General features: G+C 34.1%; 14 protein-coding genes. 3 read left to right on the forward strand and 11 right to left on the reverse strand.

The window, feature by feature from the left end; genetic code table 11:
- Positions 1–141 precede the first annotated feature (141 nt).
- The 3 genes from KA858_RS05390 to KA858_RS12805 all read left to right on the forward strand — a co-directional run bounded on the left by KA858_RS05390 (position 142) and on the right by KA858_RS12805 (position 1,733).
- On the forward strand, positions 142–321 hold the full coding sequence (locus KA858_RS05390; RefSeq protein WP_053029908.1) for a hypothetical protein: 180 nt from the start codon (positions 142–144) through the stop codon (positions 319–321).
- 305 nt (positions 322–626) lie between these two features.
- A complete protein-coding gene (locus KA858_RS05395; protein WP_053029909.1) occupies positions 627–1,526 on the forward strand; it encodes a TIGR01777 family oxidoreductase in 900 nt (299 codons plus the stop codon).
- Positions 1,527–1,544: 18 nt separating this feature from the next.
- Complete coding sequence (locus KA858_RS12805) at positions 1,545–1,733, forward strand: hypothetical protein (protein WP_080365532.1); 189 nt, start codon at positions 1,545–1,547, stop codon at positions 1,731–1,733.
- Between the two features lie 62 nt (positions 1,734–1,795).
- Here KA858_RS12805 and clpP read toward each other — a convergent pair whose 3' ends face one another.
- The 11 genes from clpP to uvrB form a co-directional block, all read right to left on the reverse strand.
- Positions 1,796–2,380 carry an ATP-dependent Clp endopeptidase proteolytic subunit ClpP gene (clpP, locus tag KA858_RS05400; protein WP_053029910.1) on the reverse strand — a complete coding sequence of 195 codons (585 nt, stop codon included), beginning with the start codon at positions 2,378–2,380 and terminating at the stop codon, positions 1,796–1,798.
- A gap of 670 nt (positions 2,381–3,050) precedes the next feature.
- Complete coding sequence (gene whiA / locus KA858_RS05405) at positions 3,051–3,995, reverse strand: DNA-binding protein WhiA (protein WP_053029911.1); 945 nt, start codon at positions 3,993–3,995, stop codon at positions 3,051–3,053.
- 131 nt (positions 3,996–4,126) lie between these two features.
- Positions 4,127–5,113: a gluconeogenesis factor YvcK family protein gene (locus tag KA858_RS05410; RefSeq protein ID WP_193839627.1), complete on the reverse strand. Its 987-nt coding sequence runs from the start codon at positions 5,111–5,113 to the stop codon at positions 4,127–4,129.
- Positions 5,110–6,024, reverse strand: a complete 915-nt coding sequence (gene rapZ / locus KA858_RS05415) for an RNase adapter RapZ (protein ID WP_107629986.1) — start codon at positions 6,022–6,024, stop codon at positions 5,110–5,112. The genes KA858_RS05410 and rapZ overlap by 4 nt, the downstream gene beginning before the upstream one ends.
- A 201-nt stretch (positions 6,025–6,225) precedes the next feature.
- Complete coding sequence (trxB, locus tag KA858_RS05420) at positions 6,226–7,167, reverse strand: thioredoxin-disulfide reductase (protein ID WP_210135188.1); 942 nt, start codon at positions 7,165–7,167, stop codon at positions 6,226–6,228.
- Between the two features lie 63 nt (positions 7,168–7,230).
- On the reverse strand, positions 7,231–8,670 hold the full coding sequence (locus KA858_RS05425) for a tetratricopeptide repeat protein (protein WP_107629985.1): 1,440 nt from the start codon (positions 8,668–8,670) through the stop codon (positions 7,231–7,233).
- 16 nt (positions 8,671–8,686) lie between these two features.
- On the reverse strand, positions 8,687–9,166 hold the full coding sequence (locus KA858_RS05430; protein ID WP_210135189.1) for an acyltransferase: 480 nt from the start codon (positions 9,164–9,166) through the stop codon (positions 8,687–8,689).
- Positions 9,166–10,011 carry a prolipoprotein diacylglyceryl transferase gene (gene lgt / locus KA858_RS05435; RefSeq protein ID WP_107629983.1) on the reverse strand — a complete coding sequence of 282 codons (846 nt, stop codon included), beginning with the start codon at positions 10,009–10,011 and terminating at the stop codon, positions 9,166–9,168. The genes KA858_RS05430 and lgt overlap by 1 nt, the downstream gene beginning before the upstream one ends.
- A gap of 3 nt (positions 10,012–10,014) precedes the next feature.
- Positions 10,015–10,950 (reverse strand): HPr(Ser) kinase/phosphatase, encoded by a 936-nt coding sequence (gene hprK / locus KA858_RS05440; protein WP_053029918.1) that lies wholly within the window; start codon positions 10,948–10,950, stop codon positions 10,015–10,017.
- A gap of 336 nt (positions 10,951–11,286) precedes the next feature.
- Entirely contained in the window at positions 11,287–14,121 is a 2,835-nt protein-coding gene (uvrA, locus tag KA858_RS05445; RefSeq protein WP_210135190.1) for an excinuclease ABC subunit UvrA, read from the reverse strand.
- A gap of 7 nt (positions 14,122–14,128) precedes the next feature.
- Complete coding sequence (uvrB, locus tag KA858_RS05450; protein ID WP_075108222.1) at positions 14,129–16,114, reverse strand: excinuclease ABC subunit UvrB; 1,986 nt, start codon at positions 16,112–16,114, stop codon at positions 14,129–14,131.
- Between the last annotated feature and the right edge of the window lie 426 nt (positions 16,115–16,540).

Below are 16,540 nucleotides of genomic sequence, written 5' to 3' on the forward strand. Positions count from 1 at the left end.
TGTATCATTTCTTATGGACCTACATGATGAATGGATTTATTCTTCAAGAAAATACATCAATTTTGATAAGTAGAAATGGTAAAAACATTGTATAGCATTTTACACAGGAGTCTGGACTTGACTTTCGAGAGTGTGAGATAAATGAAGAAAATTGTTTCTGATGATATCTTTGAAGAAGACAAAGCACCTAAACGTGGATTAAAGTCAATGATGTTAAATAATGATAATTATGATGATAGCAACACGTCTCGGCTTGACCTTTTGCTATTATCAGTCATTTTCATTCCTTTAATCATATTATTCTTAATCTACATTAATTAGTACTATAATAGATATACAAAAAGCCCATACGATGCTCGCATGGGCTTCTACTAAAGGGAGTCAAAATTGACCTTCGTTTATTTTGCGTAGTCTATGGGGTATACTCAATTTACTCAAAGCTATTGAAATCTACTATATCGAAGGTACAAATTTATTATAACTTAACCTTTGTAAAATTAAATCCTGTTTACAGCATAGTAAATGACATATTATTGACTAATCGTTGTACATTTTTTGAACAACGATCGTTGAACGATAATCGTAGAACGTCTTTTCAAATACAATAAATTAATAGAGGTGTAAATATGAAGCAATTCTTAATTACTGGCGGCACTGGAATGGTAGGCAGTCAATTAGTAAACGCATTAAAGCATCGCGATGTACACATTACAATATTAACTCGTAGCGATAAGCAAAGTGATGATCCTAAAATTTCATATATTAATTGGTCAAAAGACGGTTGGACATCTCAAGTTCCAGATATAGATGTAGTTATCAATTTAGCTGGTGCAACTTTAAACAAACGTTGGACACCATCATACAAGCAATCAATCATGACTAGTCGTATCCAATCAACACAAGCACTCGTTGATTTATTTAGCAATCGCGCCCATAAACCTGAGGTACTCTTCAATGCAAGTGCGATGGGCTATTATCCACCAAGTTTATATCAAACGTATACTGAAAAATATCAAACGCTTCCCTTCGACTTTTTATCTGATGTCGTTTATCAGTGGGAACGTTTTGCCAAACGCTTTGAATCATTTGGTACACGTGTCGTATTAGGAAGATTCAGCATGATTTTATCTGATGATGGTGGCGCATTACAAACGATGAAACTACCTTATAAATTTTTTGTAGGGGGCAAATTAGGTTCTGGATTCCAATGGTATTCTTGGATTCATATTAATGATTTAGTACGTGCAATTCTATTTACCATTGACCATCCTAAAGCCCAAGGTCCTTTCAATATGGCTGCGCCTATAGCTGAACGTCAAAATCTATTCGGATATACACTTGCACGTGTCATGCACCGCCCTCATGAAACATGGGTTCCATCGTTCTTGATGCGAATCGCACTTGGTGAAATGTCTACAGTTGTCTTAGATACGCAAAAGGTATTACCAAATAAATTGGATGCACTTGGCTTTACATTTAATTATCCTAACTTAAAAATTGCTTTCGAAGATTTAATCGATGCATAATTATTGGAGTTTTGAATCATGAACGACGAGAAATTAACGTATATTTTATTAATCATCGCTAGTCTATTTCTGATACTAAATGGCATTTTTGCTTTCGAACATCATTTTGTAATTATATTAATGTCAATTTTCTTCATAATCATTGGTGTTATTTTACTTGTGATTTCGATTCGACTTCTCCTAAAAAGCACTTCAAAAAAATCATAAAAAAAATGGGATGTGTTGGTTTAAAACACATCCCATTTTTTATGATAATTTAACATTAATGATTAATCTTCAGGTTGCATAACATTATCGATTAAGCCATATGCTTTAGCTTCATCAGCTGTTAAGAAGTTATCACGGTCCGTATCTTTTTGTATTTTTTCAATACTTTGACCTGTACGTTCAGCTAAAATTTTGTTTAATTTTTCACGTGTTTTTAAAATGTGGTTAGCAGCGATTTCGATTTCAGTTGCTTGTCCTTGTGCACCACCTAATGGTTGGTGAATCATAACTTCCGCATTTGGTAATGCGAAACGTTTACCTTTTGCACCAGCAGCTAATAAGAATGAACCCATTGATGCAGCCATACCAATACAAATAGTTTGTACATCTGGTTTAATGTGTTGGATTGTATCATAAATAGCAAAACCAGCAGTGACACTACCACCTGGTGAATTAATATATAAGTAGATATCTTTCTCAGAATCTTGCGCTTGTAAGAATAATAATTGTGATACAATTGAATTTGCTACGTTATCATCAATTGCAGAACCTAACATAATAATACGGTCTTTTAATAGACGAGAATAAATATCGTATGCACGTTCACCGCGATTTGTTGTTTCAATTACTGTAGGAATTAAATTCATTTATATTTCCTCCTTATGATTAACTGTTATTTAGTATTCTACATGAAAAGTCAAAAATGGTCAAAATTTAAACTCATATAACACGAAGAAAATTTGACCTTATTTTATTATATTTTGTACACTATAAACATACATTCAGATTGTACTTTTAAATTGATAAATAGTACAGAATTTTGTCTTTGTTACTTTATATCTCCTCGTAGTGTAACGGATAGCACGTAAGATTCCGGTTCTTAAAATAGAGGTTCGACTCCTCTCGAGGGGGCTAATAGTTTTAAATTTCATATATTTTTTACATTATGGGAGTGGACGGAATGCTTTTGAAATTCGTCGTCCGCTCCCAGCTTGCTTTGCTTGTAGAATTTCTTTATGAAATTCTCTTTGTTGGGGCCCCACCCCAACTTGCTTTGCTTGTAGAATTTCTTTATGAAATTCTCTTTGTTGGGGCCCCACCCGCAAGGATGACTATAACTGAGAAAAGCTTGATTTAAGCGCCTTCTCATTTTAGTCCGCTACTGCGAATTCGCAAAATAGTATCACTATATTATTGCTGTCACAGGCTCTTTTTAGTTTGCCAGTTATTAAACTATTATAGAATACTAAATTCCATAAACGTGTTAAGAACCTAATCCTTTACAAAAAAACTCGCCACTATGTGACGAGTTCGTACTTATAATTCAATTTTTTCGCCACTTCGAATTTTATCTGCAAGTTCATTTAGCTTTCTTAAGCGGTGATTTACTCCAGATTTCGATATAGCACCAGTTGAAACCATTTCTCCTAGTTCTTTTAAGGAGATTTCTTGATGCTCGACACGAAGTTTTGCAATTTCTCTTAAGCGATCTGGTAAATTATCTAGTCCAATTTCTTGATCAATTAATTGAATGCTTTCCACTTGTTTCATAGCAGCACTTACCGTCTTATTAAGATTTGCAGTTTCACAATTCACTAAACGATTCACTGAATTTCTCATATCCCTAACAATTCGCACATCTTCAAACTTCAATAATGCTTGATATCCACCTATTAAACTAAGAAAATCAGATATTTTTTCGGCTTCTTTTAAATAAGCGATGCTACCCTTTTTGCGTTCTAAGTGTTTAGCATTTAAGCCATAGCTATTCATTAACTTAGTTAAACCTTCAGAATGATTCTCATATTGAGAGAATATTTCTAAATGATAGGATGATGTTTCAGGATTATTTACAGATCCTCCAGCTAAAAATGCGCCTCTCAAATAACTTCTACGCATTTCATCATCTTTAATCATGCTAGCATCAATATCATGAACGAAAATACCATTTTTTAAAATACCTAGTTCGTCCAGAATTTCTTTCGCACGTACTTTTGTACGACAAATATAAATATTATTTTTCTTTAATTTCATTTTTTTACGCACAAGAATTTCAACTTCTACATTAAAAATGCGTTTAATTAATGAATAAATTCTTCTAGCAGTCGTAGCATTTTCTGTTTGAACATTAATTACGAATTGTTGATTAGATAGGCTAAGTGCACCGTTCATACGAATTAATGCGCTAAGCTCTGCTTTAGCATTGCTTTCATCAACTTCAATGCGTGTTAATTCATTTTTCATATCTGACGCAAAACTCATCACATTTCCCCCTCTAATCAAATTTATATATACATGTAATTAACATCCTATATTGTTACACGTTATTCTACGCATACATGAATACACATATGCTCTTTATCATACCATAGTTATACAGCCGATTAGAAGTGTTATTTTTTCGGTCTAAATTGAATCGTACTTGTCAATTCAAGGGCTAAATCATAGATTAATTTCGCTAACACTTTCGTATTATGACGCACTAAATGGTCATCTAAGATTTCAACTAAATTCGATGACGTAATGATCTTAATGTTATGATCCGTTATTTTATGTTCATCCATAACAACTGGTTTGGCATTACGCTCTTTATAACGTTTTAAAACATTATCATCGTATTTATCATTACTACAAATGACATAATCGATAAAGTCACTGCCAGCATGATTATGTATCGCTTGAATATGATCCATAACATCGTAATCCGACGTTTCTCCAGGTTGAGTCATAACATTAGATATATATAATTTAGGCGCATTTGAGCGTAAGATAGCATCCGACATACCTTTAACACATAAGTTTGAAATTACACTAGTATATAACGAACCAGGTCCGAGTACGATTAAATCTGCATCTTCTAGTGCGTCAATCGCTTCTTCCATAGGCTCGACGTTTTCAGGCTCTAAAAAGACACGCTCAATACGTTTGTTTTTCTTTGGTATTTGAGATTCACCACGTACAATTTCTCCATCTTCTAACACTGCATTTAACATCACATTCGTGTTCGTAGATGGAATCACTTTGCCTTTAATATTTAATATTTTACTTAATTCTTTTACCGCATGACCAAAGTCATTCTTAATATTGGTTAAAGCTGCTAATAATAAATTGCCAAGTGAATGTCCTTCAATTTGATTCTCTTTAAAACGATATTGAAATAACTCTTCTATGACTGGTTCTGCATCACTTAATGCTGCAATAACATTTCTAATATCGCCTGGTGCCGGTATATCCATTTCACTACGGATTTTACCTGTACTACCACCGTCATCCGCTACAGTAACGATGGCTGTAATATCAATGGGGTACTCTCTTAATCCCCTTGCTAATACTGATAGACCTGTTCCACCGCCTATAAGTACAATCTTTAATTGTTTCATTTTTTCACGCCACTTTCGATATGTGCATCTCTATGATGAACATAAACATTATAATCAAATATGTCTGTTAATTCTTCACTAATACGTTTAGCTAATGCAACAGATCGGTGTTGACCTCCTGTACAACCGATTGCAATCACTAATTGAGATTTACCCTCTTTTTTGTAACCTGGTATCATAAATTTCAATAAATCCATTAATTTTTCGAAAAATATTTCAGTTTCTTTCCATTTCATAACATAATGATAAACGGGTTCGTCTTCTCCCGTCATCGGTCTTAAGTCTTCAACATAATAAGGATTTGGAAGGAAACGAACATCGAACACTAAATCTGCATCTTTTTGTATGCCATGTTTAAAACCGAAACTTGAAACATTAATACTAAATGATTTAAAATTGTCATCTTGGAATTTTTCTTTAACCCTTGTTTTAAGCTCTTTCGTCTTCAATTGTGTTGTATCTACGATGTAATTAGCAATTGAGCGAATATTACTAAGCAATTGCTTTTCTTCTAAAATTGAATCTATTAATGACATTTGACCATTTTCATTCAAAGGATGTGCACGTCTAGATTCTTTATATCTCGAGATTAACTTCTCCGTTTCCGCTTCTAAAAACATGACATCTACAATAACATCATTTCTACTTTTAATTGCATCAATTTCTTCCACTAACGACTTGAATAATTCTTTTCCTCTTAAATCAATCGCGATTGCTACTTTTTGCAAAGAAGGATTTCCTTGTTCCATTAGTTCAACAAATTTGGGAAGTAATATCGGAGGCAAGTTATCAACACAGAAGTAACCAATATCTTCTAAACATTGGATAACTACGGATTTACCAGCACCTGATAGACCTGTTACTACTAATAGTTCACTTTTACTCATTTCATTTTCATTATGGTTCGTCATTTTGACACCGCCTAGTTTATCTTTTTAACGTAAATATACGTTCACGACTATAGTTAATTTACCTTCATAATATCATATGAACGACTTGTCGTAACGATTAATGCGATATAAGTAGTTGGTAGTTTGCGCACCCATTAAAAAAGGCTAGAACCCATGTTTAAATCACAATCAAATGTGATGACACGTTCTAGCCTTACTTAATTATGCTTCTTCTTTATCTTTTAATTCTTCAATGTAATCAATAGCGCTCTGAGCTGCTATACTACCATCACCAGTTGCTGTTACAATTTGTCGTAAGCCTTTATCTCTAACATCTCCAGCAGCAAAAATACCTGGTACTGTAGTACTCATATTGTCTTCCGTTACAATATAGCCGATGTCGTTTGTAATTCCTAAATTAACAAATGGTGCTGTTAATGGTTTCATACCAATATAAATGAATACACCATCTGCATCTAACGTTTGTTCTGAGGCATCTTTAGTTGAAACAAGTGTTACAGAGCCTACTTTACCATCTTTTTCGTTAATAGATTTTAATGTGTGGCTCCAGATAAAATCAATTTTGTCGTTTTTGAATGCACGATCTTGTAAGATTTTCTGCGCTCTTAATTCATCTCTTCTGTGTACAATGGTAACTTTGTCCGCGAATTTAGTAAGGAATGCTCCTTCTTCAACTGCAGAATCACCGCCACCTATTACAAATAAGTTTTTATTTTTAAAGAAGGCGCCATCACACACTGCACAATAACTTACACCACGTCCACCTAGTTCTTGTTCTCCAGGGACACCAATTTTTTTGTATTCGGCACCTGTTGAAATAATCACAGCACGTGCTGTTATTTCTTTATTACCTAGGTTAATTTCTTTATAGTCACCTTTATCTTCAATAGATTTAATATCTCCATATTGATATTCGGCACCAAATTTTTTAGCGTGTTCAAACATTTTAGTAGATAAATCCGGACCTGTAATCATTTCAAATCCTGGGAAGTTCTCTACTTCTTCTGTGTTAGCCATTTGGCCTCCAGGCATGCCTCGTTCAATCATTACTGTGCTTAAATTTGCACGTGATGCATAAACTGCTGCAGTCATACCAGCAGGCCCTGCGCCGATAATTGCAACATCATAATTTACTTCTGTCATTTCTATGCCTCCTACGTTTTTAATATCATGCGCATTATATATTATTATTTGAAATCTTTAAATTTATATGCTCAATAATTGATTAATTGCACTATCTAACTTGTAACGCGATACATTAAACAATGTCATGATTTTCTTTTTAGTTACATGACTATGATAATAACGATGATATAAATATGCATGTGCAGCTACATATCTATCAACTTCGCTTAAATCAACTTCATTCGCAATTAAACCTTCGCCTTTATCAATCCAACTTATAAATAATTCCGTATCCTTGTGTATTTCATCCATTTCATACAAACGCACTAAACCTTTATGAATGAAATCTAATTTGTTTAAATGTAAACCCTGAACTAAATACGTAAGGTAAAGTTTCTCATAGTCATTCATTTTTTCTAAAATAGACCAAATCTCTTGTGTCATTAATATTTCTTTACCATTTAATTGATTTAATAAAAAGACACCATAAAGTCTATAATGACTATCATCATCTAATAACAATGGTAATATCTTTTGATCAAATGCTTGTTTACTCTCTTCTAGTACCCAAGGTGCATAACCAACATCTACTTTAGATATTTGAAGTAATTTATCCCAAAAGAATTGACTCTGTTCTTTATTTCCAAGGTAATAATAATTAAAACTCAATGCGTTAAACATTTGAATTGAAGCGAATTTCCCCTTCTTATATAGAGGTAATAATATTTGTTGAGACGCTTCATATTGTTTTAAATAACTTAGTACGATACCTAATTTAAAACTTTCATCATCGTTCATAGGCATAACTTTACTTAATATTTTAAGATATTTATGATATTTGTCTTTTTCATTGGTATTGTAAAGTAGCAATGTATAGTGACATAACGCGTGTACATCTGAATTATCTTCAGATAGCAATGCTTCAAACATGTCTTTAGCAATATCATATTCACTTAAATATAAGTAGCACATGGCTAGTAAGTTGCGAATTACTCTATGCGCTTGAATAGCATCATCTTGATTCAATATATACGTACGTGCATCTTGCAATCGTCCTTGAGAAAACAAATATTGGAATAATAGTTGTGTAGCGAAAAGCTGTGCTTCGAGTTGAATTTTTTCTTCACTCATATATGACACTTCGAAGGTCTTTTCTAATTCTTCTCTGAAATCTTTATCATCTGTTAAAATCACATAATTAATACCAAACAAGAAGGCCTTGTTTGGCTCATTAAGGTCGATGTTTAGTTGACTAAGCTCATAATAGCTATCTGCTACATTTTGCCCTTCAATAATACTGTCATAAAACAAATGCTCTGCTCGTCTACCTAAATGAAGTTTATTTAAGCAATGGGCATACTTTAACTTTATATCAAAATCTTGTGGTGACAAATCAAGCACTTTTTTATAGTAGTCTGCTGCTTTATTAAAATCTTGTGTTTTATATTTTTGATCCGCCATTTTACGATAAAATGGTTCATCAAATTTCATTGAAATAATTTTATCATTGTTTTGCGCCATTCTTTGTCACCTCTCTTTATTTATAATGAATGTGCATAGGATTGCCATATGCAACGGCATCATCTGGTATATCTTTCGACACAATTGTGCCGGCTTTCACAACCACATGATTACCTATATTTACACCTGGTAATATTGTCGAATTCGCACCAATTAAAGTTTGATCACCTATTCTAACTGGACCATAGCGATATTCATCTACTAATACCTCATGCGTTAATATTGTTGTATTATAACCAATTACTGTATTATTGCCAATGGTTATGAGTTGGGGATAAAACAAGTCTGGCATGACCTTATAGGCTATAGCTGTATGATGGCCAATGGACATGTTCAATAAATGAATGTATATCCATCTTTTCCAACTTAAATTCGGTATAAAGCGACAAATTTCAATAATCATAGTATTCCCAAGAACTCTCGGGAAACGTACAAAACGATAAATTCGCCATAATGGATTAATCTTATGATGACCATCTTTCGTTAATCGTCTCATTATTTTGCTTTACCCTTAGGACTAGGCCATGATAATGGGCCTGCCTCTTTATATAATGGTGGTTGATGTTTAATACGACGATAAATCATTAGTGCTAAACCAATCACAATCAAAATGACTGAAACAAGTTGGGCTACTCTAATGTTACTTGTTAACATCAAACTATCAGTTCTTAGACCCTCTACGAAGAAACGTCCAATGGAATACCAAATTAAATATAATGTGAATGTTTCACCCACACGTAAATGCTTTCTAAATGTAATTAAGATGATAAAGCCTAATACATCCCATATTGATTCATATAAAAATGTGGGATGGTAGTACACGCCTTCTATATACATATTACGGATAATGAACTCTGGAATATGTAAGTTTTCAAGAAATGTTCTTTGAACTGGGCCACCATGAGCTTCATGATTCATAAAGTTTCCCCAACGCCCAATACCTTGTGCTAGTATAATACTTGGTGCTACAATGTCACCTATTTGAAACGGATTAAGATTTTTTACTTTGCATACAATTATACCGGTAATAAATCCGCCTAGAAGACCACCATGTATTGCTATACCACCATGCCATATCATTGGAATTTCAATAGGGTTTTGCATGTAATATGGCCATTGAAAAATCACAAAATAAATTCGAGCAGTGATGAATCCAAAAATGGCACTATAAAAGATGACATCAACAAGCGTATCTTTATGTAGCCCAACATATTTCAAACTTTCTTGAGCTATAAAATATCCAATGAGAATACCTACAGCAATAATGATACCGTACCATTTTATTGAAAGTGGTCCTAAATTAAATGCAGTAGGGTCAATATAATTCAAATTTAAAAGCATGATCTAGCTCTCCTTGCTTTGATGACCTTTTTTTAGGATTTCTTCATTTAATCGTTGGTTAAACTCTTCTGCAGTATTAATGCCCATTATATTCAGGCGATAGTTCATTGCTGCAACTTCTATAATAACTGCCACGTTTCGTCCTGGACGTACAGGAATTGTTTTTTTAGTGATTTCTGTATCAAGAATTTGTAATGTTTCTTCATTTAATCCAACTCGGTCATACAATTTATCTTTATCCCAATTTTCAAGGTTGATGTTCAAACGAATTTGTTTCTGTGTAAGGATAGAGCCTGCACCAAACAATGTCATAACATTGATGATACCAAGGCCTCTAATTTCGAGTAAGTGTTCAATCAATTTGGGTGGTGTGCCTATTAATTCATCTTTTGTTATTTCACGAATTTCGACATTATCGTCTGCTACAAGTCGGTGTCCTCGTTTCACTAATTCAAGTGCAGTCTCACTTTTACCTATACCAGAATCTCCAGTGATTAATACACCAACACCGTAAACATCGACCAATACACCATGTAATGATGTCGTCTTAGCTAATTCGTGTTCTAAGAACGTTGTTAATCGACTCATCAAACTTGTCGTTGCATCTTTGGATACGATCAGTGGTGTATCCATTTCTTGAGCTGCTTCTATCAATTCTTGTGGTGGTTCTAATCCTCTAGTCACTATGATTGCAGGTGTTTCGGGACGACATAATTTTCTCATTCGTCCGTGACGTTCCTCATCAGGTAATAAATTATAAAACGATAATTCCGTTGTTCCTAATAGTTGGATACGATCTGCAGCATAATGTGAAAAATAGCCAGCCATTTCTAAACCTGGTCTTGATATATCTGTATTTTTAATCGGTTTATGTAATCCTTTTTCACCTGTAAATAATTCTAATTTAAGTAATTTGACTAATTTCTCTGTCGTTAACATGAGTTCACCTCAAAATTTTCACTTGAATTCATTCATCTATTATCATATCAAAAATAAAGACAAGATTAATATAAAAAAGAAGAATTCCTAAGATATTTGTTTCATATACACCTTAGATTGCTTTTAAATGGTTAAGGAAGCAACATATAGTGTGTATTGGATTACTTAACCTCACTTATTAAATTTATTATTACAATTCCCTTTGTTGGGTTTGATGTTCCGTTATTAAAAAAACTGAGAAAAGCTCGATATGAGCGTCTTCTCAGTTAAGTCAATTAATGCGAGATATCTATGATGCCTTAAATTACTATTAATTTCCATAATCTATATTTCAATTTATTCTACTTTATCGCGTTCGAGTACTGTTTTTAAATATTTACCTGTGTATGACGATGGTACATTAGCGATGTCTTCAGGCGTACCTGTGGCAACAAGTGTACCCCCACCATCGCCACCTTCAGGTCCTAAATCGATAATGTGATCTGCTGTTTTGATGACATCTAAATTATGTTCAATGATGACAACTGTATCGCCATTTTCAACTAGTCGATTCAATACTTTTAGCAATCGGCTAATATCATCAACATGTAGACCCGTCGTCGGCTCATCTAGAATGTAGATAGAACGTCCAGTTGAACGTTTGTGCAATTCTGATGCTAATTTAACACGTTGTGCTTCCCCACCTGATAAAGTTGTAGCTTGTTGGCCGAGCGTGATATAACCTAAGCCAACGTCCACAAGTGTTTGTAATTTACGATGTATTTTGGGGATATTTTCAAAGAAATATGCAGCTTCTTCCACCGTCATTTCAAGTACTTCGGCAATATTTTTACCTTTATACATTACTTCTAATGTTTCACGGTTGTAACGTTTACCATCGCATACTTCACAAGGGACATACACATCAGGTAAAAAGTGCATCTCAATTTTGATAATACCATCGCCTTTACAAGCTTCACAACGTCCACCTTTAACATTAAAACTGAAGCGTCCTTTTTGATAACCACGAATTTTAGCTTCGTTGGTTTGAGCGAATACATCGCGAATATCATCAAATACGCCAGTATAAGTAGCTGGGTTAGAACGTGGTGTTCTACCAATTGGTGATTGATCAATATCTATAATTTTATCTAACTGGTCAATGCCTTCAATGCTATCATATGCACCTGGCTTAACTTTAGATTTATTTATTTTTTGAGCTAAAGATTTATATAATACTTCGTTAACTAATGAACTTTTACCGGAACCTGATACACCAGTCACAACGGTCATTACAGATAATGGAATATCAACATCCACACCTTTTAAATTGTTACTTCTTGCACCTTTAATACTGATTTTGCGATCTGTCACTTCTCGACGATGTTCAGGGACATCAATACGTTTCTTACCGCTTAAATATTGACCTGTTAAAGATTTTTTGTCTTTCATCACTTTGCTTGGTGTACCACTTGAAACAATTTCTCCACCGTGATTACCCGCACCAGGACCGACATCTACAAGGTAGTCCGCAGCACGCATCGTGTCATCATCGTGTTCAACAACTATAAGTGTGTTACCTAAATCACGCATTTCTTTCAGTGTACTTATTAATCGGTCATTATCACGTTGATGTAGACCAATAGACGGCTCATCAAGCACATATAGCACACCTGTTAAGCGTGAACCTATTTGTGTAGCTAATCGAATTCGTTGTGCTTCACCACCAGAAAGTGTACCTGATGCACGATTAAGTGTTAAATACTCTAATCCAACATTATTTAAAAATGATAATCTTGAAATAATTTCTTTTAATATTTGATTTGCAATTGCACTATCTTGATCGGATAGTTCAATATTTTCGTAGTAATTTAATGCATTTTTAATAGAATATTCCACTACTTCACCAATGTTATATCCACCAACGTAAACAGATAGTGCTTCTTTGCTTAGGCGTTTACCATGACATGTTTCACATGGCAATTCTGTCATATATTTACTCATCATTTCACGTGTATATTCTGATGGTGATTCATGATAGCGACGGTCAATGTTGGCAACAACACCTTCGAACTTCATTCTTCGATGACGTGTACCTCCATTTCGACTGTGGAAAGAAAAATCAATTTCTTTATCTCCTGAACCATGCATTAATATATTTTTCTGTCTGTCAGTTAATTTTTTATAAGGTTTATCCATATTTATTTTATAAACGTCGCATACGCGTTTTAATAATGTTGGATAAAAATCAGAACTTGTTGGTTCCCAAGGTTCAATAGCACCTTCATTCAAAGTTTTGTTAGGATCTGGTACCACTAAATCAAGATCGACAGTCAGTTTTTGGCCTAGACCGTCACAAGTTGGACATGCGCCAAACGGACTATTAAAACTAAACATTCTAGGTTCTAATTCACCGATAGAGAATCCGCAAATCGGACAAGCGTGATTTTCTGAGAATTTAAGATCTTCGCCATCGATTACATCGACAGTAATATTACCTTCCGCTAATTCTAAACCTGTTTCTATTGAATCCGCTAAACGTGTTTCAATGCCTGATTTTACGACTAATCTATCTACAACTACCTCGATAGTATGATTTTTATTTTTATCTAATTCTGGCACTTCATTAACATCAACAATTTCGCCATCGACTCTCAGACGGACATAGCCCTTTTTACCAATATCTGCGATAAGTTTCTCATGGCTGCCCTTTCTATGAGATACAATGGGTGCTAAAATTTGAATTTTAGTACGCTCCTCAAGCTCAAGTATACGGTCAACCATTTGTTGAACGGTTTGTGATTCAATTTCAATATTATGATTTGGACAATATGGCTTGCCTATTCGTGCGTAAAGTAAACGTATATAATCATAAATTTCAGTTACAGTCGCTACAGTAGAGCGAGGGTTTTTACTTGTTGTTTTTTGATCAATTGAAATTGCTGGAGATAATCCTTCGATGGTATCCACATCTGGTTTATCCATTTGACCCAAAAATTGGCGCGCATATGCACTTAATGATTCGACGTATCGTCTTTGACCTTCAGCATAAATTGTGTCAAAGGCTAAAGATGATTTACCTGATCCTGATAGGCCTGTCATAACAATAAGTTTATTTTTAGGAAGTTCTATATCTACATTTTTTAAATTATGTGCGCGTGCGCCTTTTACTACAATACTTGGTCCCTTCATTTAACTGTCACCCTTCTGCTTTTAATTCAAATAACATATCTCTTAATTCCGTTGCTCTTTCGAAGTCTAAATCTTTAGCTGCTTTTTTCATTTCTTTTTCTATATTCTCAATCGTTTTTTGTCTTTCTTTTTTAGTCATTTTCTTAGGTAGTTCAGTTTGTTGTTTGTCATTTGTTTCATCATTATCTACGGTAGCACTAATAACATCATGAATCTTTTTGTTAATTGTTTTTGGCGTGATACCATATTTTTCATTATGTGCCATTTGTATATCACGACGTCTTTGTGTTTCATCAAGTGCATATTGCATTGAGTCGGTGATTTTATCAGCATACATGATAACTTCACCTTTCTCATTACGCGCCGCACGACCAATGGTTTGAATTAATGAACGGTTTGAACGTAGGAAACCTTCTTTATCCGCATCTAAAATGACTACTAATGAAACTTCAGGTATATCGATACCTTCCCTTAGTAAGTTGATACCTACAACAACATCATATGTTCCCATTCTTAAGTCACGAATGATTTCAATACGCTCTAACGTTTTAATTTCTGAGTGCAGGTAATTCACTTTAATTCCCGCTTCTTTCATATAAGTGGTTAAGTCCTCACTCATTTTCTTAGTTAATGTAGTAACTAGGACACGTTCGTCCCTATCAATGCGTTCTTGAATTTCACTAAGTAAATCATCAATTTGATTCTTAGTTGGTCTCACATCAATCTTAGGATCTAAAAGACCCGTTGGACGGATAATTTGTTCAACCATCTCATCAGTATGTTCAATTTCATATGGTCCTGGTGTCGCTGAGACATATACTAATTGATTTGTTTTTTGTTCAAATTCTTCAAATTTTAATGGTCGGTTATCCATCGCACTTGGCAAACGGAAACCATGATCAACGAGCACTTGTTTACGTGCGCGGTCACCATTGAACATGCCTCTAATTTGAGGTAATGTCACGTGAGACTCGTCTATCATGACTAACCAATCATCACCAAAGTAATCTAGCAATGTATAAGGCGTTGAACCTAAAGGTCTTAATGTTAAGTGAACAGAATAATTCTCTATACCCGAACAGAAGCCCATTTCTCTCATCATTTCTAAGTCATAATTTGTGCGTTGCTCTAAACGTTGTGCTTCTAATAACTTGTTCTCATCTTTTAATTCTTTTAATCGTTCTTCTAATTCTTTCTCGATACGCTCTATTGCGATTTTCATTTTTTCTTCACGTGTTACGAAGTGAGAAGCAGGGAAAATAGCGAAATGTTCGCGTTCACGAATGACTTCCCCTGTTAAATAATTGACTTCTCGAATACGATCAATCTCATCGCCAAAGAATTCAACGCGAATACACATCTCTTCGCGTGAAGCTGGGAAAATTTCGACAACATCTCCACGTACTCTAAATGTACCACGTTGGAAATCAATATCATTTCTAGAATATTGTACATCCACAAGTTTACGAAGAAGTTCACTTCGGTCCATCTCCATACCAACTCGAACACTTACTACTAAATCTTTATATTCTTCTGGGTTACCTAAACCATAAATACAACTTACACTGGCAATGATAATGACATCATCACGTTCAAATAATGCACTCGTTGCAGAATGTCGTAGTTGGTCAATTTCATCATTAATTGAGGCATCTTTCTCAATAAATGTATCGGTTGAAGGTACATAAGCTTCTGGTTGATAATAATCATAATAACTAACAAAATATTCCACTCTATTCTCTGGGAAGAACTCTTTAAACTCACTATAAAGTTGTCCTGCTAGCGTTTTATTATGTGCAATGATGAGCGTTGGTTTCCCAACTTCTTTAATTACATTACTCATCGTGAATGTTTTACCTGTACCAGTCGCACCTAATAGCGTTTGATGACGCTTACCTTCTTTAACACCTTCCACTATTTTCTCGATTGCTTGTGGCTGGTCCCCTTGCGGATCAAACTCAGAATTCAATTTAAACGGGTAATGTTCCACCATTTTGACAAGCGCCTCCTTGAATTAAACATTCATTTCTATTACTTTTTTAAAGGTTTATTTACTTATATTTATGTACTAAACCGAAGATTTGATTTTTATAAATTGCATAGTACATTACAATCATAATGTGATGAGATTAACAGTGACACGCACACGTCGTACTTATAGATTGATATACTTATTAATTACCTATTATTGAAATAATATGCTCACTTAAAGTTATTTTATCAAATATACAAAGAAAAATACAAACGTTTGTTCGCTTACGTTTGTATTTTAAAAAAATGTATCGCTATTTTGTATTCCACTCATGAATGTGATTTATTCATATCTCATCTATTGATGCCACGCACTTACACATATTTATTATCTTTACGCTTCAAAGTACAGATTGTGTATTTACACTATAAATCAACTGACTTTTAC

Source organism: Staphylococcus sp. GDX8P80P, assembly GCF_017893095.1.
GTDB classification, from domain to species: Bacteria; Bacillota; Bacilli; order Staphylococcales; family Staphylococcaceae; genus Staphylococcus; species Staphylococcus borealis.